The organism is Stenotrophomonas sp. CFBP 13725, from assembly GCF_014841935.1.
GTDB lineage: Bacteria > Pseudomonadota > Gammaproteobacteria > Xanthomonadales > Xanthomonadaceae > Stenotrophomonas.
The window spans coordinates 54,638-73,669 of record NZ_JACYUV010000009.1; the positions used below are offsets into that span (position 1 = coordinate 54,638).

19 protein-coding genes and 1 pseudogene are annotated in these 19,032 nt (G+C 63.4%); 11 read left to right on the forward strand and 9 right to left on the reverse strand.

Features of this window, described 5'->3' with window-relative positions:
- The first annotated feature begins 65 nt into the window (after positions 1-65).
- Positions 66-1,400 (forward strand): aminomethyltransferase family protein, encoded by a 1,335-nt coding sequence (locus IFT65_RS14605; protein ID WP_197974142.1) that lies wholly within the window; start codon positions 66-68, stop codon positions 1,398-1,400.
- 118 nt (positions 1,401-1,518) lie between these two features.
- Positions 1,519-2,679, forward strand: a complete 1,161-nt coding sequence (locus tag IFT65_RS14610) for an IS30 family transposase (protein WP_192082071.1) — start codon at positions 1,519-1,521, stop codon at positions 2,677-2,679.
- Positions 2,680-2,744: 65 nt separating this feature from the next.
- Here the strand turns inward: IFT65_RS14610 and IFT65_RS14615 are convergent, their stop codons facing one another.
- The gene (locus IFT65_RS14615) at positions 2,745-3,554 is read right to left on the reverse strand and encodes a trypsin-like serine protease (RefSeq protein WP_192082035.1); all 810 of its coding nucleotides are present in this window, start codon (positions 3,552-3,554) and stop codon (positions 2,745-2,747) included.
- Between the two features lie 531 nt (positions 3,555-4,085).
- Entirely contained in the window at positions 4,086-4,997 is a 912-nt protein-coding gene (locus IFT65_RS14620) for a type II CAAX endopeptidase family protein (protein WP_192082036.1), read from the reverse strand.
- Positions 4,998-5,211: 214 nt separating this feature from the next.
- On the opposite strand from IFT65_RS14620, the pseudogene IFT65_RS18750 reads away from it, so the two are divergent.
- A pseudogene (locus IFT65_RS18750) lies at positions 5,212-5,430 on the forward strand (IS30 family transposase); the annotation flags it as partial.
- A gap of 363 nt (positions 5,431-5,793) precedes the next feature.
- Here the strand turns inward: IFT65_RS18750 and IFT65_RS14630 are convergent.
- The 4 genes from IFT65_RS14630 to IFT65_RS18920 all read right to left on the reverse strand — a co-directional run bounded on the left by IFT65_RS14630 (position 5,794) and on the right by IFT65_RS18920 (position 8,367).
- Positions 5,794-6,279, reverse strand: coding sequence for a hypothetical protein (locus tag IFT65_RS14630; protein WP_192082038.1), 486 nt, complete (start codon positions 6,277-6,279; stop codon positions 5,794-5,796).
- 460 nt (positions 6,280-6,739) lie between these two features.
- Complete coding sequence (locus IFT65_RS14635) at positions 6,740-7,327, reverse strand: hypothetical protein (RefSeq protein WP_192082039.1); 588 nt, start codon at positions 7,325-7,327, stop codon at positions 6,740-6,742.
- A 189-nt stretch (positions 7,328-7,516) separates the two neighbouring features.
- Positions 7,517-8,002: a DUF1254 domain-containing protein gene (locus IFT65_RS14640; RefSeq protein WP_192082040.1), complete on the reverse strand. Its 486-nt coding sequence runs from the start codon at positions 8,000-8,002 to the stop codon at positions 7,517-7,519.
- A complete protein-coding gene (locus IFT65_RS18920) occupies positions 7,999-8,367 on the reverse strand; it encodes a DUF1254 domain-containing protein (RefSeq protein WP_342365898.1) in 369 nt (122 codons plus the stop codon). Before IFT65_RS18920 ends, IFT65_RS14640 begins: the two co-directional genes overlap by 4 nt.
- Before the next feature lie 497 nt (positions 8,368-8,864).
- Here IFT65_RS18920 and aroQ point away from each other — a divergent pair, with 497 nt between their 5' ends.
- From aroQ to accC, 3 genes are read left to right on the forward strand one after another with little or no spacing between them, the layout of a single operon-like run.
- Positions 8,865-9,308, forward strand: coding sequence for a type II 3-dehydroquinate dehydratase (gene aroQ / locus IFT65_RS14650; RefSeq protein WP_188325202.1), 444 nt, complete (start codon positions 8,865-8,867; stop codon positions 9,306-9,308).
- A 59-nt stretch (positions 9,309-9,367) separates the two neighbouring features.
- Positions 9,368-9,853, forward strand: coding sequence for an acetyl-CoA carboxylase biotin carboxyl carrier protein (accB, locus tag IFT65_RS14655; RefSeq protein ID WP_188325203.1), 486 nt, complete (start codon positions 9,368-9,370; stop codon positions 9,851-9,853).
- A 10-nt stretch (positions 9,854-9,863) separates the two neighbouring features.
- Positions 9,864-11,231, forward strand: coding sequence for an acetyl-CoA carboxylase biotin carboxylase subunit (accC, locus tag IFT65_RS14660; RefSeq protein ID WP_188325204.1), 1,368 nt, complete (start codon positions 9,864-9,866; stop codon positions 11,229-11,231).
- Positions 11,232-11,281: 50 nt separating this feature from the next.
- Here the strand turns inward: accC and IFT65_RS14665 are convergent, their stop codons facing one another.
- Both IFT65_RS14665 and IFT65_RS14670 read right to left on the reverse strand, forming a co-directional pair.
- Positions 11,282-11,650, reverse strand: a complete 369-nt coding sequence (locus tag IFT65_RS14665; RefSeq protein WP_192082042.1) for a hypothetical protein — start codon at positions 11,648-11,650, stop codon at positions 11,282-11,284.
- Complete coding sequence (locus IFT65_RS14670; RefSeq protein ID WP_192082043.1) at positions 11,647-12,618, reverse strand: hypothetical protein; 972 nt, start codon at positions 12,616-12,618, stop codon at positions 11,647-11,649. The genes IFT65_RS14665 and IFT65_RS14670 overlap by 4 nt, the downstream gene beginning before the upstream one ends.
- A 159-nt stretch (positions 12,619-12,777) precedes the next feature.
- Here IFT65_RS14670 and prmA point away from each other — a divergent pair, with 159 nt between their 5' ends.
- The 5 genes from prmA to purD all read left to right on the forward strand — a co-directional run bounded on the left by prmA (position 12,778) and on the right by purD (position 17,944).
- Positions 12,778-13,698 (forward strand): 50S ribosomal protein L11 methyltransferase, encoded by a 921-nt coding sequence (prmA, locus tag IFT65_RS14675; RefSeq protein WP_188325207.1) that lies wholly within the window; start codon positions 12,778-12,780, stop codon positions 13,696-13,698.
- Positions 13,699-13,748: 50 nt separating this feature from the next.
- Positions 13,749-14,513, forward strand: a complete 765-nt coding sequence (locus IFT65_RS14680; RefSeq protein WP_192082044.1) for a DUF3426 domain-containing protein — start codon at positions 13,749-13,751, stop codon at positions 14,511-14,513.
- Positions 14,514-14,630: 117 nt separating this feature from the next.
- Positions 14,631-14,906: a DNA-binding transcriptional regulator Fis gene (fis, locus tag IFT65_RS14685; protein WP_188325209.1), complete on the forward strand. Its 276-nt coding sequence runs from the start codon at positions 14,631-14,633 to the stop codon at positions 14,904-14,906.
- 107 nt (positions 14,907-15,013) lie between these two features.
- Positions 15,014-16,597 (forward strand): bifunctional phosphoribosylaminoimidazolecarboxamide formyltransferase/IMP cyclohydrolase, encoded by a 1,584-nt coding sequence (gene purH, locus IFT65_RS14690; protein WP_192082045.1) that lies wholly within the window; start codon positions 15,014-15,016, stop codon positions 16,595-16,597.
- A gap of 63 nt (positions 16,598-16,660) precedes the next feature.
- Positions 16,661-17,944: a phosphoribosylamine--glycine ligase gene (purD, locus tag IFT65_RS14695; RefSeq protein ID WP_192082046.1), complete on the forward strand. Its 1,284-nt coding sequence runs from the start codon at positions 16,661-16,663 to the stop codon at positions 17,942-17,944.
- A 193-nt stretch (positions 17,945-18,137) separates the two neighbouring features.
- Here the strand turns inward: purD and rpoH are convergent, their stop codons facing one another.
- The gene (rpoH, locus tag IFT65_RS14700; RefSeq protein WP_192082047.1) at positions 18,138-19,013 is read right to left on the reverse strand and encodes an RNA polymerase sigma factor RpoH; all 876 of its coding nucleotides are present in this window, start codon (positions 19,011-19,013) and stop codon (positions 18,138-18,140) included.
- Positions 19,014-19,032: the final 19 nt, after the last annotated feature.

The window sequence follows — 19,032 nt, forward strand, 5'->3', positions numbered from 1 at the left end:
ACCGTAACTGTACGCCCCGTATGGTTACTCGTCAATCGCTTTTCAAGACCATGCGCATGCCCCGAATGAAAGAACTCCCGCACAGCCCCTACGTCCCGTTCGACGATGCCGTGACCGAGTACAACACCGCGTTCGGGCATCTGACCCCTTGGGAATACGCAGGCTGGAGGAACGAGACCCTGTCCTGGAAGCGCACTGCCTATATTCACGGCAACCTTAATCCCGCTTCGCCTTATCTGCTGGAGGGACCTGACGCACTCCAGTTGCTCAAAGACGCCTGCATCAACGACTTTGCTCGCTTTTCTGTTGGCGCCTCCAAACACGCAGTGATGTGCAACGAAAGGGGCAACGTCATGTCCGACGGCATCGTCATGCGGACAGGTGAACAGCGCTTTATTGCGTTCTTCCTCAGCCCCTATATCGACTACCTAGTCGCATCCGGACGGTATGACGTGCAGGGCACGGACCTCACCGGTGAACTCTTCCTGTTCCAGGTCGCAGGTCCGAGTTCGTTGAAGATTCTGGAAGCTTTTGCCCAGCAGTCACTCCGGGACATCGAGTTCCTGTGGCATCGCCCTATCCAGGTGCCGCTTGGCGATGGTGGCCAGCATGTCCAGTTGCGGATCTTCAGGCTGGGAGTGGCGCGCACACTTGCCTATGAAGTCCATGGGCCCGCTGACCTGGCGCCTCTGGTCTATGAAGCCATTGAAGCTGCTGGCAAGGATCTTGGAATCGAGCGTCTTGGTCTGCAGGCCTATGGGATGAACCATACGGAGGGTGGATTCGCGCAATCTTTCATCCACTTCCTGCCTGCCTGGTCGGAAGATCCAGCGTTCATGGCTTATGTCGGAGATCGATTCAATGACGCGTTCTCCGACCTGAAAGGCAGCTTGGGTCCAGCTGATACACAGCGCTACGCCAACCCATATGAATTGGGCTGGGGCGATATGATCACCTTTGATCACGCATTTGTCGGCGATCAAGCGTTGCGCGCCGCGTCGGCAACCCGGCACCGACGGATCGTCACGCTGGAATGGAATCTGCAGGATGTCCTTTCCGTTGTCGCTGAACAGGCTGAGCCAGAGAGTGGCGTCCAATACTTGGACTGGCCCGCGAATCCCATATGGAAGCCCGGCGCGATGTCCACGGTAATTGCCGATGAGGTCCAAATGAATGGCAAGCGCGTTGGGCTTTCGAGTGGCCGGATGTTCAGCGCTTTCTACGGGCGCATGATTTCTTTGGGCATCATCAAGGCCGACCACTGCGAGCTTGGAAGCGAGGTGAGCGTACTATGGGGAAATCCGGGTTCGGCACAGCGGATCATACGTGCCACCGTCTCCCGATATCCTTATCTAGACTTGCCGAAAAATCGGGAAATTGATGTCTCCCAGCTCCCGTGATTAGCTAGCGCCGAGTAGGACATCAAGCGGCTATTCAGCCATGTCCGCTTCCGGCCTTGGATTCAACCGGTCGACGCAACACACTGAAGACTGCTTACCGGCAGCAGGAGTGTTGCAGATGGAGCGCAGGCCAAGGATCTACTACAGCGACGCCCAGAAGGCTCTGATGTGGGAGCGATGGCGACGAGGCGAATCGCTGCACAAGATTGCAACTCTATTTGACCGTCACCATAGCTCGGTTCGCTCGGTTCTGTCCGAGTCCGGAGGTATCCAGCCAGTCCCACGCCGCCGATCAGAGCGCGTATTAAGCTTGGCGGAGCGTGAAGAAATCTCCCGGGGTGTGGCTGTTGGGAAGTCCATGCGTGCCATTGCGAGCTCGCTCGGACGGGCTCCGTCGACCATAAGTCGCGAGCTACACCGCAACGATGGGGTCAATGGCTATCGAGCGAATCTGGCTGATCAGCGTGCCTGGCAGCGTGCGCGACGCCCCAAGCTCTGTAAGCTCGGCTTGCATCGAGCGCTTGCGATGAGAGTGGCAGCAAAGCTGAAGCAGCAATGGTCACCACAGCAGGTGTCCGGTTGGTTGAAACGCACCAATCCTGAAGATACGAGCCGCCAGGTGTCTCACGAGACAATCTACCGAACGCTCTACATCCAGTCCCGAGGAGCCCTGAAGCAGGAGCTGTTGGCGCACCTACGGCGGACTCGTGCCATGCGCCGCTCACGGCATCACACACAGAAAACAGCTGATCACGGCAGGATCAAAGACACGATCTCCATCAGTGAGCGTCCGCCTTCGGTTGAGGACCGGGCAGTACCTGGCCACTGGGAGGGCGACCTGCTATTTGGTGACCGCGATAGCCAGATTGCGACGCTCGTGGAGCGCAAAACCCGTTACGTCATGCTGGTCAAAGTTGACGGAAAGGACTCTGAGACCGTGGTGAATGCGCTGATCAAAAGTGCCCGCCGCCTGCCTCGGGAACTGTACCGATCTCTGACTTGGGATCGCGGCAAAGAGATGGCGGCGCATCGCCGCTTTACGCTCGCCACCGACATCCAAGTCTACTTCTGCGACCCACACCATCCCTGGCAACGCGGCACCAATGAGAACACCAACGGACTACTGCGACAGTACTTCCCTAAGGGCGTCAGCCTTGCCAATATCTCTCAAGCTCAGCTTGATGCAGTTGCCCGCCAACTGAACGAGCGGCCCCGCAAGACGTTAGGCTACGAAACACCCGTCGAGCGATACCGACGAACCGTTGCGTCGATCGGTTGAATCCAAGGCCGGAAGCAGACGTAGGCAGCGGACGTCATCTCCAGAATCTAAGATCAAGCGAGGAATCAGTCCTCTTCTTTCCCGATGGTCTCGGATATCCAATCTTCGTAGTTGCTCAGCCTTACCCCGTAGCTCGTCTCACCGTACTTGCCAGGGTGGATCTCAAGGCCCTCAACCTGAGCACGCTTCCATGCGGCGATGCCAGCGACATGCCACTCATCGTCAGCTCTTACAAGAATTGGCCCGCCGCTATCCCCACTACCTGTCGTAGCTTCAAGGGCATGCGCGTTCGGCGGACGATCAAAGACATATCCGATCCACCTGCCTTCCGAGATGGTGATCTGGTTGTAGCCCTGTCGAAGGTCGGTTCGGTTTGGTCCGTGCAAATGGTGCCCCTTCGAACCAACCCCAGTAGCTCCCCGCCCCATGATTCTGACGGTCTCTCCGAGGGCGGATCCCTCGTAGATACGCGCAGGTTCAACATCGTGCACAGGTTCGGTGAGCTGAATCAGCGCGATGTCATCCGATGCTGCAGTGAGGTCGAAGAAGGCCTCCCACTCGCCGGATCTGAGCGCGCTTTCGACCACTTCTTGAGGCACGCTTCTGTAGGCGGGATGGACGAGGACACGACTTACGGCTCGCGGCGTGCCACCAACTACCACTACGTCTAACGACTTCTGCCAGCTTACGGCGTGGGCCGCCGTCACAACCCATTGGTCTGCAATGAGCACGCCATGACCCTCCCCAGGGAGGTCGACCAGTGCGGGAAATTCCGCTGCGGCCATTCGATAATGCAGGTCTGGAACGTCGTCGCGCCCTACGACGGCATTTGCTCCGAAAGGAAGCAACAGAAGAAATATCGCAGCAATGCGCATACGCACAATCCTTCTTTGAGAACGCTCAATTATTCCGCCCGGACTCGGAATTGGCTAGTAGGCCGAATGACTGCTCTGCCTTGAGCTCTGTCCGCTCCCGGCCAGAAGCAGTCGTCGCGAAACGTAAGCCGAAGGTGGGCCTAGTCGAGCTTTGTCGAGGAAGCCAGATCACCCTTTGTTGACACTTCAGCAAAGGCAGTCTCGGTTCCAGCCGGTAGTGGCACTCGCATTGCAAAGCGAGCACCCTCTGCTTCCGGATGAGCTTGCACTCACGCCCTGCGCGCCGCCGAAATCTCGGGGGCGGCGCGCGATGAGTGGAGCGATCTGGCGCGTCCGCCGCAGACGCAAGCCCTTCTCGATTAGCGAGGGCCCGGCCGCGGGTCGGTCGATACCGAGAAACCCCATAGCGGAGCGTCGATCGGCCCACCGAGCGCGAGCAGACGCTCCATTGCTTGGTCGTCGCCGGTACGGCGCGAACCAGCATCCGATCGGCAAGGGCCCGGACGGGGCGATGCCGCCCGGGCAGTGGCGTTACCTGCTGGTCGGCGAGAAGTTCCGAGCTCCGCGCGTCTTTCGCCACTGGATCCACACGATCGCGGCGACGAAGAAGACGCTGCACAGGTAACTGCCTTCCGGCCCTTGCGCGCCACCGGTCAGGGTGTCGAGGCCTTGCGGGCGCAGCGCCACCAGCAGCGCCGGCAAGTGCGCATCGATGCCGGTGACGGGCAGTTCGAAGCCGGTCGCGAGCAACCAGTTCCACCCCGCGTGCCAGCCCATCACGCCCCAGATATTGCCGGTCCGCAGCGCCCAGGCGCAGGCGAACAGCGAGAGCAGGAACGTGCCGAGCATGACCCGAGGCGGCTGGTGCGGACTGAAATGCAGGAAGCAGAAAACGAGCGACACCAGCAGCACTGCCACCGCGACATTGGTCTTGCGCGCCACCACCGACAGCATCCAGCCGCGGAAGATGACTTCCTCCACGCTCGCCTGGAACATGAAACTCAATAGGAGCAGACCGATGTGCAGCAGACTGACGGGCGACCGCCAGGCCTGCCCCAAGCCCGCCGCCTGCATGCCGCCAGCCATCCAGATCGCGACTACGACCAGCGCGATCGTGCCGATTCCAAAGGCCAGTCCGCGCAGGAACGTTTTCAGCGGCGCCGGACCGGTCAGCCCGATACTCGCCAGCGAGCGCCCCTCGACGAAGCATACCCAGGCGAGCACGGCCGCCAGCGTCGGCGCGAAGCCCATCCACAGCAGCGCATACAAGCCAGCGAGGCCGATCGGATCCCCGCGCGGCGTCGACCAATGCTGCGACTGCATCCACCCGTCGAGCGCGATCACCGGTACCGCGTTGAACAGGATCATCAGGATCGGCGTCAGCCAAGCCCAGGGCAGCCAGCCGCGCGCCGGATCGGGCGAATACAGGGCAACGGGGGTCATGCGGGGCTCCATGTCGACGTCATCGCCGCTGCAAGTTGCCATCCGCGCGGGGACGTCGCAACCCGTTTGCGACCAAGCCACAGAAGCCGCCGATGAATCACCCGGATCGCCGACGAAATGGCGCTGAGCCGTCGCCCGTGGTGTCCGCTTTGGGTGGCGGTTTCATATGTTCGATGAAACACAGACAGCTGCCCAAGCAACAGGAGTGTTGCGAATGAAGCGAAGGACAAGGATTCAGTACACCGACAGCCACAAGGCCCTGATGTGGGACCGCTGGCGGCAGGGCGAGTCGTTGCACCAGATTGCGAGGCTGTTCGATCAGCATCACTCGTCCGTGCGAGGGGTTTTCGCCGAGACTGGCGGGATCCGGCCGGCGGTCCGTCGACGATCCACGCGGGCGCTGGTTGCCGGCCATACGATCCGCTTGATCGCATCCCTGTTCCAACTGACTGACGGCGAGCGCCACCGTGGACGTAGCGATGGAGCGCTGGCGCGCGACAGCGGAGAAGCTGCCGGCATCAGCGACATCCAGCAGCAGGAGCAGCGCGTCGATCCTGTCCAGGCCTGTCCTCTCAAGGCCTTCATGGCCCGCCACGCCCAGGTGGGCGGCTGCGCGCAGCGTGTCATCGGTGATCCCCCGTTACTTCGGGCCCTGCTCTGCCGCCGGGCGCAGTAGACGCACAACATTACGAGTGTGCGGCTCAGCATAAGGATCGAGCGCATCGCCCTGCGTGTACAACTCACTTGGCATGAGTCACTGGCGCGAATGACCTCTGCAGGAAAGTTGGCGCCCACTTCAGTCCCCAATAGTTACGCCTTCCAACACACCGAATCTACCCGAATCAACAGGATCCACGCGGGAGTTTCGAACCCCGTCCTCTATTCGATAAAAGAAGCCGGTGACCCGAACAAATCTAGCACTCCCAGACAAACCCGGGAGCAAACGATCCTCAGACCGCACATGCTTCTCCGGATAGATGACCATCGAGCTTGCCGTGTCCCTCAAACCCATCGCATCCTCCGACGGGAAGACAAGTACAACATCGTTTACCTGGTCCACCCACGCTCCAAACGATATCTTCATCCCTTCAAATCGCTCTGGCGCCGCAAGAACGCTTGAAAGTGAAGTCATGCAGGTTGGAGGCGCATCGCCGTTGCCGCGCATCTTGCAGGCTCCAGGCACCCGACCCTGCGCCTGAGTTTCCGAGGGGCGCTCACAGCCGGAAAGCACCGACAGGGCAAACGCCAATACCACCGTGGTTGCACCCAAATTAGCATTCATCCTTGCACCTCGAAAAAGTAGTTCCCCGCGGGTATGTATGCACCTTCATCCGAACCTGCGGCTCTCACCGCCTTGCTCATCCCATGGAAGTCAAACCCCATGACAGAACCACTCGGCGTGGCCACGTAGCGATTTACACCCGCGAATTTCGCTCGCTCAAGAGCGCCTCGGTATAGGCTGCCCTCCCATCGCCCCACCCTAGCAAGATCCACGCTGATCCAGCGCAGGACGCGAGACCTCAGGGCAGTCCAGTTGTTGCTGTGGGCATGCGGAGCGAGGAAGCACCGTGCGATACGGTCGTGGCCTCCGACCGTAGCCGACCATTGCTCGCACCTACGCCGAAGTCGAGCGCTTCGTCGCAGCGTTGAACAAGGCGCATAAGCTTCTGGGTTGACGCATTGGGTTAAGTGGACCGTAGAACGCCGCGGAAAGCCGCGGCGTTCTACATGGTGCGACCCCCTCAGATGGATCCGGTGGCGCCTGAAAAGCATTCGCGAATGCTTTCGGGGATTTCGGCCCCTTGGATTACAACGCTGAACTGTTCTGCGGCGCTATTCCCGTAGCAATCAACGAGGATCACGATCCCAAGGTTCTCCGCAAAAAAAACAACCGAGTCCATGGTGGAGGCTGCAATTGCCACCATCGATGAGGCAGCGAAGTCGCTGATGCAGGCAAAGCCTAGATAGTCCTTTTCATGAAATCCTATTGCGCCCACAAGAGGGCCCACCTTCCGCTCGACGCATCGCATAGTACTAATGGCATCAGACTCAGCCACGTATGCGCGGACGAGTCCCGGGGCATCACGAATGTCTTCAGGCCATTCAAGCGTCAACTCAGGCGAGCGCGATTGAAAGTCTTCTAAACCCAAAGTTTTTGAGGTCGCCGCATTTATCGCACGAACCAGTTGCTCACCGAAGCGATCGCGCATTCGGGCGTGCTCCCGCAGTGTGGCAAGTTGCATCCTCTTCTCGCGAAGCTCACGCACTTTCCCTTCATCCATCATAAATTCACAGCCTCGGATCAAAATCAACTCGAACTTTGGTGTCATTCTGAATTCGCGGGCGTCCGCCTGGATCCTTCGCCTAGCTCGGGCGCTCAACGTGAATTATCGCGCCAGGGACCCGCAAGACCAGCATCAGGTCGCCGATCGTGCCATGAGGTTGGTCGCCGATGACGTTTGCGCAGTCCCATCGCGGGGCGTGAGGGTGTCAGCTGAGTTCAGCCGCATCGCCCTGAGCTACTTGGTGCCCTTGGCGGACAGCTCCACCATGTCGCGCCCTAAGCCGCTCCGAGTGCGCGTCAGCGCACCGCAGAATGACAGCCAGATCGCCGCCTTGAGGGCCGGGTCACGCGCGGCGGCATCGACCAGTGCCAGCGCCTTGCCGTACTGGGCCTGCTCGCCGGGAAGCGGCGTGGTGTCGGCCAATACCGTGGCCAGTTCGTCCCAGAACGTGACCGGATCCACCTTGGGCGCTTCGCTGCCATCCGGTTGCGGCGGCGGCGCGGAGAAGTCCGGCGTACCGCTCCACTCGCGTGTCTTCATGCGCCCATCGAACTGCGACAGCGGGTACATGTCGATCTGGCTCAACAGCACCTGCACCTGTTGGCGATCTTTCGCAGTGTCATCAAGGAATACACGCGGGATGGCGTAGCCACTGAAGGTGGTGCTGCGGAAGACGCGGTTGATCTGTTTGGGTACTTCACCTGCCCAATTCGGGCTCACCAGCGGTAGAAGCCCGGCGGAGTTCCGTACATGCTACCCAGCTCGGCGAGGCTGTCGGTCCGCGTGTCGACCACCTGGTACACCCAGAAGCGGGTGCCGAAATGCGGCACTTGCAGGACGACCGGTTCAATGTCCAACGCCAGTGGGCCGCCGCCATACACTGCGTCCTGATTGGGGCACGCCACCTCACGTTCGCTCGGTGCGACATAGTCGGTCAGCATGCTCAGCTGGTTGGGGGCGCCGCCGACAGGACCCCTCCCAGTCGGCCCGGGCCAGGGAGTGACTGGAAGTTCACCCGACGGTTGTAAATGTTCACCATCGGCCATGTGCCCAGAAGTACACGTCTCGCGCCGCCGATCGGGCATAGGCTTCAGTCAGTCGCGTGCCCGGCATAGGGCCTGCGGATTCATCTGATGCGGCCGTGGGCGAACGGAGCGTTTGGTCTGCCATGGCAGTTCCCGTGCGGTGGGCCGATGCCACGATGCTGGGGTATGTACAGAGCGCCCGCCTCTGGTGTTCTACGCAGGGGAAACCAGTAAAAGTACGGTGTCGCCTGTACCTGATTAACCAGGTTTCGCCGAAAAGCTCATCTTTGGTCACCCAGCTGCCGATATCTCACCCCTAATCTGCCGGGTCCGCTTTCGGCCAATAGCGGCCCTATCTCCACTAACTATGGTGAGCGCGCGTCATAGTTGGTGGGAATTCCCACCAACTATGCCGAGCCGCACACACGAGCAGCGCGCCGCACCCACACAAGCACGCCTGCATTCAAACAATCGCTTGAAACGCGCACAACTTCGCCGAACTGGACATCAACTCCAGCTTCCGCCAGACTGCCGCCCTTTCCTGTTGTTCGGCTCCCATGGCGAAACTGCTGGTCCTGCACGGCCCCAACCTCAACCTGCTCGGTACGCGCGAGCCGGGGGTCTATGGCCACACCACCCTGCCCCAGATCGACCAGGCGCTGCATGCGCAGGGCGCGGCGGCAGGCCACACAGTAGAAAGCCTGCAGTCCAACGCCGAGCACGTGCTGGTGGACCGCATACAGGCCGCGCGTGCCGATGGCACCGCCTTCATCCTGATCAACCCGGCCGCGTTCACCCACACCTCCGTCGCCCTTCGCGATGCGCTGGCAGCCGTGGACGTGCCGTTCATCGAAATCCACCTGTCCAATCCGCATTCGCGTGAGCCCTTCCGCCAGCACAGCTATTTCAGTGACAAGGCGATCGGCGTCATCTGCGGTTTCGGTGCCGACAGCTACCGTTACGCGATGGATGCCGCCGTACAGCGGCTGTCCAGCGTCTGAAATCCGAACGGGCGCCTGCGCCCTTCCCACCCCAGATAATCAAAAACAAAGAGGCCCCCATGGATCTGCGCAAAATCAAGAAACTGATCGACCTGCTGGAAGAGTCCAACCTCGCCGAGATCGAGATCAAGGAAGGCGAAGAATCCGTGCGCCTGTCGCGCGCACCGGTCGGCACCTTCGCGCAGATGGCGGCCACGCCGCCGCAGATGATGATGGCCCCGGCAGCGGCCGCTGCCCCGGCGATGCCGATGCAGTCCCCGACCGAAGCCTCCACCGGCGGCACCGCCAAGCCAGGCAACGCACTGCCGGAAGGCCACGTGCTGCGCTCGCCGATGGTCGGCACGTTCTATACGTCGTCGTCGCCGGAAAAGCCGGCCTTCGTCAGCATCGGCCAGCAGGTCAAGGCAGGCGAGACCCTGGCGATCATCGAAGCGATGAAGATGTTCAACCCGATCGAAGCCGATGCGTCGGGCACGATCGTCGCCATCCTCGGCGAGAACGGCCAGCCGGTGGAATTCGACCAGCCCCTGTTCGTGATCGGCTGAGGGGCAGACCATGCTCGATAAAATCGTCATTGCCAACCGAGGGGAAATCGCGCTGCGCATCCTGCGCGCGTGCCATACCCTCGGCATCCGCACCGTGGCCGTGCACTCCACGGTCGACCGCAACCTCAAGCACGTGGCCATGGCCGATGAGTCGGTCTGCATCGGTCCCGCTGCATCGACGGACAGCTACCTCAACATCCCGGCACTGATCGCCGCGGCGGAAGTCACCGACGCGCAGGCCATCCATCCGGGCTACGGCTTCCTGTCGGAGAACGCGAACTTCGCCGAACGTGTCGAAGAATCCGGCTTCATCTTCATCGGCCCCAAGGCAGACACCATCCGCCTGATGGGCGACAAGGTGGAAGCGATCCGTGCCATGAAGGCTGCCGGCGTGCCGTGCGTGCCGGGCTCGGGTGGTCCGCTGGGCGATGACATCGTCGCCAACACCAAGATCGCCCGCGAGATCGGTTACCCGGTCATCATCAAGGCGTCCGGCGGTGGCGGCGGTCGCGGCATGCGCGTGGTGCATGCCGAAGCATCGTTGAAGACCTCCATCGAAACCACCAAGAGCGAAGCCAAGGCCGCGTTCGGCAACGGTGAGGTCTACATGGAGAAGTACCTGGAGAATCCGCGTCACGTGGAAATCCAGGTGCTCGCCGACGGCCAGGGCAACGCCATCCACCTGGGTGAGCGCGACTGCTCGATGCAGCGTCGCCACCAGAAGGTGGTGGAAGAGGCGCCGGCACCGGGCATCAGTGCCGAAGCCCGCGAGCAGATCGGCAAGGTCTGCGTGGAAGCCTGCGTACGCATCGGCTACCGCGGCGCCGGCACCTTCGAGTTCCTGTACGAAGACGGCAACTTCTACTTCATCGAAATGAACACCCGTATCCAGGTGGAGCATCCGGTCACCGAGATGGTCACCGGTATCGACCTGGTGGTGGAGCAGCTGAAGATCGCCGCGGGCCAGAAGCTGTCGATCAAGCAGAGCGACATCGTGCTGACCGGCCATGCCATCGAATGCCGCATCAACGCGGAAGATTCGGAAACGTTCGTACCGAGTCCGGGCCAGATCACCGCCTTCCATGCACCGGGTGGCCCGGGCGTGCGCGTGGACACCCACATCTATGCGGGTTATCGCGTGCCGTCGAACTATGATTCGATGATCGGCAAGCTGATCGTGCACGGACCGGACCGCGAAACCGCCATTGCCCGCATGCGGGTGGCGCTGAGCGAGATGGTGGTGGATGGCATCAAGACCAACGTGGCCCTGCAGCAGCGCATCATGCGCGACAAGGGCTTCCAGGCCGGTGGGCAGAACATCCATTACCTGGAAAAGCGGTTGAACGAGCGCAAGACGAAGTCGATTGCGCTGACGTAAGCCGATGGCAGCGCCGAGCGGGGCTCGGCGCTGCGTATCACGCCCCCGTCTTACGGACGGGGGTCTGCGGCGATCTGGCTGCCCGGTACCGGACGCACGCCGTTGGGCGAGGTCGGGTCGACGATCATCATCGTCTCGGTCGAGCCATCGGGCCAGACCACCTGGAAGGTGCTGCCGGCCGGCAACGAATTGAACGGCATGCCACTCTGCGCGCGGTACACGGCGGCCACCTGGCTGGCACCGCTGCGGCGCGCATCCGGCGTGGACTGCACCTTGGTCAGTTCCACCGAAGACAATCGTCGATAACGGTCTTCCTGGGTATCGATCATCAGCAGCCCCACCGCACCGGCGGAGTAGGCCACGAACAACGCCACCCAGAACCAGAACTTCGCACCGTGCAGGACTCGACGGTAGTTCATCGCCCTTTCCTCTTTCCAATCAGTTCTTCGACCCATTCGGTCATTTTCTCGGCACCCTGCCGCGATACCGCAGCGTCATAAACAAAATCAGTGAAATCCTGGTCGGTCTGCTGGCTGCAGATGCCGCCGTTGGCGCAGAAGCTGTTCATCAGCACGCTGTCGCTGCCGCAGGCCATGCCCAGTTCGCAGGCGGCAACGCGCCACGCCAGTTCGCTCAACGCCTCGCCTGCCACCAGCCCGGTCATCGCGCGGTCGCCCGATGCGCGGATGCCCATCGCCGGCGCCAGCGCCATGTAGGCCTCTGGATCGTGTGAGTCGCGCACGCGCTGCACCAGCCCGCGGCGATAGTCTTCATCGGTCTGCAGCGGTTGCCCGTCAGCCAGCAGCGATGCCTCGGCGGCAAGGTTGCCGGCCTGGGCGGCCTGACGGCGCTGGGCGAACACCAACGGGTAGCCCAGGCCATCGCTGGCCACGAAACCACCACACCGCGCGGCCACGCGCTGGCGGGCCGATGCCATGGCCGTCGACGCGCGCTCGCCCATGCCGTTCAGCACCGTGTTGTCCAACTGGTACCCGCCCGGATCATTGGCATACTGGCTGCAGTAGTCGTACACGCGGCTGAGCATCCAGCGCGCTTCGACGTTGCCACTGTCGGCCTGCCAGCGCAGCCGCTGCGCATACGCAAACAGATCCGTATCGCCTTCGATGTCCGCGCGGATGTCCAGCGGCAGCCCCGACGGCACGCTGTTGACCGTGGATTCGCTGGCGAGGCGGCGCGCCAATGCGGCGGGCAGCGACGGCGTCGCCTGTGCGGTGTCCTGCTGCGGCGCCGTGCCCTGTTCCATCGCCATGGCCGCCGATCCGTCAGCCTGCTTCAGGTGATCGCCCATGCGCACGCCTGCCGCACCGAGCAATACCACGGCAGGCAGAACGAACAACCAGGTTTTCAGGGCAGGCACGGACGCCATCGGGTTACAAGCCATTGACTCGCAAGGCAAGGTCGCGAGTCTAGCAAGGGGATGCGTGCTTGTCCGGGTACCGCGATTCAGTCTCAGAATCGCAGGAGATTTCGGTGCGCGGGCCGGATCGACTAGCATTCCCTTCTTTGCCGGACTACGCCTGCCACCATGCCGTTCCTGGAACTGACCCTGCGCTGCACCGAAGCCACCCAGCCCCGCTACGAGAACGCGCTGGAGGATGTAGGCGCGCTGGCGGTGACCCTGCTCGATGCGCAGGCCGACACGAGCAACGAGCGGGCCATCCTGGAACCGGGCGTCGGCGAGACCCCGATGTGGGACGCGCTGGTGCTCAGCGCGCTGTTCCCGCACGACGCCGACGGTCTGCTGCTGCTGGCCGCACTGGAAGCCTTCGATGATGGCCTGGACTGGTCGACCGTCAGCTTCGCAGCGGTGGAAGACCAGGACTGGGAACGCGTCTGGCTGGACCAGTTCGCGCCGATGCCGTTCGGCCAGCGTGCATGGATCGTGCCGTGGAACCACGAACTGCCCGAGGCCGCGCAGGCCGCCGATGCAGCCGTGGTGCGGCTGGATCCGGGCCTGGCCTTCGGCTCCGGCACCCACCCCACCACCGCGCTGTGCCTGCGTTGGCTGGATGGCCTGGCGGGCGAAGGCCTGCTGCAGGGCCAGCGGGTGCTCGACTTCGGTTGCGGCTCGGGCATCCTGGCGCTGGCTGCGCTGAAGCTGGGCGCGGCCGAAGCGATCGGCGTGGACAACGACCCGCAGGCGCTGATCGCCACGGCGGACAACGCCGAACGCAATGGCGAGCTGCCGCGCATGCACGTGTACCTGCCGCAGGACGAACCGGTGGCCACCTATCCCATCGTGGTCGCCAACATCCTGGCCTCTGCCCTGGATGCGCTGGCCGACCTGCTGGCGGCGCGTGTTGCCAGCGGCGGTCGCATCGCCCTGTCGGGCATCCTGCATGGCCAGGAGGATGATCTGCTGAAGCGGTACGCCACGTGGTTCGATGACCTGCAGGCGACCCAGGACGGCGATTGGATGCGCATCACCGGCGTACGGCGCGCCTGAGCGCGTCTGGACGTGATTGAATAGCCCTTCGATCCGAGCCGGCACCTCGCATGCCCGAACCGCCCCTGCCCCGCCGCCCGTTGGCCACTTTCCTGCGTCCTGCTGCTGAGCCGCAGCAGGAAGGACCGCCGGTGACCGATGCTGACCCGGCTGCGCGCCACGCGACCGATGAATCGGCGGACAGCGTGCCGGTGACGGACGCTTCGGTGGAAGCGGTCGAGGCGGTCGTTGCGACGTCCGCGGACGACGCAGGCGACAGCATCGCGATGCACGCTGACGCAACTGACACGGTGGCAGCCGCGGCGTCGCCCGTCGAACCGGTTTTCCTGCGCCGCACGTCACCGCTGCACACGCCCCGATGGCAGTGGCTGATCGTGGCCGCACTGACCGTGGTGCTGCTGTTGCAGGTGGCCGTGGCGGACCGGGGCCGGCTTGCCAGCGATGCCAGCACCCGCCCGATGATCAGCCTGGTGTGCAGCGTGCTGCGCTGCAGCCTGCCGACCTGGCGCGAGCCGACGGCGTTCACCATGCTGAGCCGCGACGTGCGTCCGGTGCCCGGTCAGGCCGGTGCGCTGCAGGTACAGGCCAGCGTCCGCAACGACGCACGCTGGGCACAGGATTGGCCGTCGCTGCGTCTGTCCCTGTCCGATGCGGATGGACGCGTGATCGGCACCGGCGTGTTCACGCCGGCCGATTACCTGGCCGCCGACGGCGCGGCCGCGCCCCCGCTGGAGCCCGGACAAAGCACGCAGATCAGCTTCAGGGTCAGGGAGCCTGCGGCGTCCACGGTCGCATTCAACTTCGACTTCCTGTGAGGGTCGTGCCACCTTCCACCCGTGCAGGGGGCTGCTGCTCGCGCTAGACTGGTCGCCACCACCTTCTTCGCCAGCGCCAGCATCCGCTCCGGCGCGGCCTCCAGATCGGGATTCCCATTGAACGCTGTACTCTCTCGTCCTGACACTAGTCGTGGCGCTGCGCGTCCTCCGCTCCGCGAACACGTCGCCCAGTCCGTGCGCCGCTACCTGCGCGACCTGGATGGCTGCGATGCCGACGATGTGTACGAGATCGTGCTGCGTGAGATGGAAATACCGCTGTTCGTGGAAGTACTGAACCATTGCGAAGGCAACCAGAGCCGTGCGGCGTCGATGCTGGGCATCCACCGCGCCACCCTGCGCAAGAAGCTGAAGGAATACGGCATCTCGGCCTGAGGCCGGCCGTGATCGCGTGTTTTTCCGCAGGAACAGGCGCCTGACCCCACCCTGGGGTGCACACGGCCTACAATATCGGCCCCGCCTGCTGCCGTTGCCCTGTCCCCATGAGTGCTGACCTGCTGCCCGTCCGTCGGGCCCTGCTTTCCGTTTCCGACAAGACCGGTTTGATCGAACTGGCGACTGCCCTGGCCGCGCGCGGCGTGGAACTGCTGTCCACCGGCGGTACCGCCAAGGCGATCCGCGATGCGGGCCTGCCGGTGAAGGACGTCGCCGATGTCACCGGCTTCCCGGAGATGATGGACGGCCGGGTCAAGACCCTGCATCCGACAGTGCACGGCGGCCTGCTGGGCCGTGCGGGTATCGACGATGCAGTGATGGCCGAGCATGGCATCGGAGCGATCGACCTGCTGGTGCTGAACCTCTACCCGTTCGAATCGGTCACCGCCAAGGCCGACTGCGCCTTGGACGATGCCGTTGAGAACATCGACATCGGCGGCCCGGCGATGCTGCGCTCGGCAGCGAAGAACTTCGCCCGCGTTGCCGTGGCAACGGATCCGTCGCAGTACGACGAGCTGCTGGCCGAACTGGCGGCGCAGGATGGCCAGCTGTCGGCAGCCAAGCGTTTTGCTTTCTCGGTCGCGGCCTTCAACCGCGTCGCGCAGTACGACGCCGCCATCAGCAACTACCTGTCCGCCGTGGCATCGCGCGATGCCGCCGTGCCGGTGCGCAGCGAGTACCCGGCGCAGATGAACTCCTCCTTCGTGAAGGTGATGGATCTGCGTTACGGCGAGAACCCGCACCAGAGCGGCGCGTTCTACCGCGACCTGTACCCGGTGCCCGGCACGCTGGCCACGTTCCAGCAGCTGCAGGGCAAGGAACTGAGCTTCAACAACCTCGCCGACGCCGATGCGGCGTGGGAATGCGTGCGCCAGTTCGATGCGCCGGCCTGCGTGATCGTCAAGCATGCCAACCCTTGCGGCGTGGCCGTGGGTGCTGGCAACGGCGATGCCTATGAGCTTGCGTACGCGACCGACCCGACCAGTGCCTTCGGCGGCATCATCGCCTTCAACAAGCCGCTGGACCTGGCCACCGCGCAGGTGATCCTGGACCGCCAGTTCGTCGAGGTGCTGATCGCCCCGGATTACGAACCGGCTGCACTGGAGTACGCGACGAAGAAGGCCAACGTGCGCGTGCTGCGTATTCCGCATGGCGATGGCATCAACAATTTCGACAGCAAGCGCGTGGGCTCGGGTCTGCTGCTGCAGTCGTCGGACAACCGCGGCATGACGCGCGACGAGCTGAAAGTGGTGAGCAAGGTGGCCCCGACCGAGGCACAGTTCGCCGACCTGCTGTTCGCGTGGAAGGTGGCCAAGTTCGTGAAGTCCAACGCCATCGTGTATGCCAAGGACAACCGCACCATCGGCGTCGGTGCCGGGCAGATGAGCCGCGTGTATTCGGCGCGCATCGCCGGCATCAAGGCCGCTGATGCGAACCTGGTGGTGGAAGGATCGGTGATGGCGTCCGATGCGTTCTTCCCGTTCCGCGACGGCATCGATGCCGCCGCGGCGGCAGGGATCAAGGCGGTGATCCAGCCGGGTGGCTCGATGCGCGACAGCGAAGTCATTGCCGCCGCCGACGAGGCCGGCCTGGCGATGGTGTTCACCGGCGTGCGCCACTTCCGTCACTGACGCTGACCGGTAGCGCCGAGCCATGCTCGGCGGCCCCCCACCCCGTATCGGAAACCCATCAGCATGAAGATTCTTGTCATCGGCTCCGGCGGCCGCGAACACGCCCTGGCCTGGAAGCTCGCTCATTCCGCGCAGGTCACCGAAGTGCTGGTTGCCCCCGGTAACGCCGGCACCGCCACCGAGGCGAAGTGCCGCAACGTGGACATCAAGGTCACCGACCTGGATGGCCTGTTGGCGCTGGCGCAGTCAGAGAGCGTGGCGGTCACCGTCGTTGGCCCGGAAGTACCGTTGGTGGCCGGCGTGGTGGATCGCTTCCGCGATGCCGAGCTGCGTATCTTCGGGCCCACCGCCGCCGCCGCCCAGCTGGAAGGCAGCAAAGCGTACGCGAAGGATTTCCTCGCCCGCCACAACATCCCGACCGCGTTCTACGCGGTGCACACCGACGTGGACGCGGCGCTGGCGTACCTACGCGAAAAGGGTGCACCGATCGTGGTCAAGGCCGACGGCCTGGCAGCCGGCAAGGGCGTGATCGTGGCGATGACGCTGGACGAAGCCGAATCCGCCGTGCGCGACATGCTGTCCGGCAATGCGTTCGGTGATGCGGGCGCGCGGGTGGTGATTGAAGAGTTCCTGGACGGCGAAGAGGCCAGCTTCATTTCCATGGTCGACGGCGTAACGGCGCTGCCGATGGCGACCTCGCAGGATCACAAGCGGGTGGGTGACGGGGATACTGGTCCGAATACCGGTGGCATGGGCGCCTACTCGCCCGCCCCGGTGGTGACCGATGAGGTGCATGCCCGGGTGATGCGCGAGGTGGTCAATCCGACCGTGCAGGGCATGATCGCCGATGGCATTCCGTTCACCGGCTTCCTCTACGCAGGGCTGATGATCGACGCGGAGGGCGCGCCGAAGGTGATCGAGTTCAACGTGCGGTTCGGCGATCCCGAAACCCAGCCGGTCATGCTGCGCCTGCAGTCGGACCTGCTGGACCTGGTGCAGGCAGCCATCGACGGCACGCTGGACCAGGTGCAGGCGCAGTGGGATCCGCGTCCGTCGCTGGGCGTGGTGCTGGCTGCTGCGCCGTACCCGGAAGCCCCCCTCACCGGCGATGTGATCTCGGGTCTGGATGCTGTGCCGGACACCGCCAAGGTGTTCCATGCAGGCACCGCACTGGATGCGCAGGGCAACGTCGTCAGCGCCGGTGGCCGCGTGCTGTGCGTGGCTGCATTGGGCGACAGCGTGCGCGACGCGCAGGCCAATGCCTATGCGGGCGTGGCCAAGGTGACGTGGGCGAACGAGTTCCACCGCAATGACATCGGCTGGCGCGCGATTGCCCGCGAGAGCTGAGGCGGGTGCAGGGTCGGCCTGCACGACGTGTGGGGACCGGGTGCGGCGCTGATCTGCCGCTGCGCTCGCCGAGCATGGCTCGGCGCTACCGGTAGACGCGTCATCGTGCGGTAGACATGTCGCACGGTGGGCGCGTTGCAATGAAAAACGCCGGGCAGTGCCCGGCGTTTCTGTATGCAGCGACTGTCTCCGCTTACGCGGTGAACAGCGCTTTCATTTTCTTCAGCGCGTTCGCTTCGACCTGGCGGATCCGCTCTGCGGACACGCCGTACTCGTCGGCCAGTTCCTGCAGCGTGACCTTGCTGTCGGCATCCAGCCAGCGGCGGGCGATGATGTCGCGTGAGCGGGCATCCAGTTCGGCCATGCCTTCGCGCAGCAGCTGCAGCTGGTTGTCTTCGCTGTCTGCACGCTCGTAGGCCATCGAAGGATCTTCTTCGTTGGCACGCAGGTACGCGGCCGGCGACGGCGGTGCGTGATCGTCGTCCTCATCGCCGGGCGCATCGAAACCGATATCGCGCCCGGACAGACGGGACTCCATCTCCAGCACTTCGCGCTCGGACACGTTGAGGTCCTTGGCGACCGCCGTGACCTCGGCTGCGTTCATCCAGCCCAGGCGCTTCTTCGACTTGCGCAGGTTGAAGAACAGCTTGCGCTGCGCCTTGGTCGTGGCGACCTTCACGATGCGCCAGTTCTTCAGGATGAACTCGTGCATTTCGGCACGGATCCAATGCACGGCGAAGGACACCAGGCGCACGCCCATGTCCGGGTCGAAGCGCTTGACGGCCTTCATCAGGCCGATGTTGCCTTCCTGGATGAGGTCGCCCAATGCGAGGCCGTAGCCGTTGTAACCGCGGGCCACGTGCACCACGAAGCGCAGGTGCGAATGCACCAGCTCGCGGGCCGCGTCCAGATCGGTCTGATCACGGAAACGACGCGCCAGGTCCTGCTCATCATCGACCGACAGCACCGGGATCTGGTGCACGGCACCGATGTAGGCGTCCAGCGAACCGAGCGCACTGGGAATCGGGAGATTATTTGCCACAAGGGCAGTAGAGGTGTTCTGGCTCATGGGTTCCATCTTAGCAGTC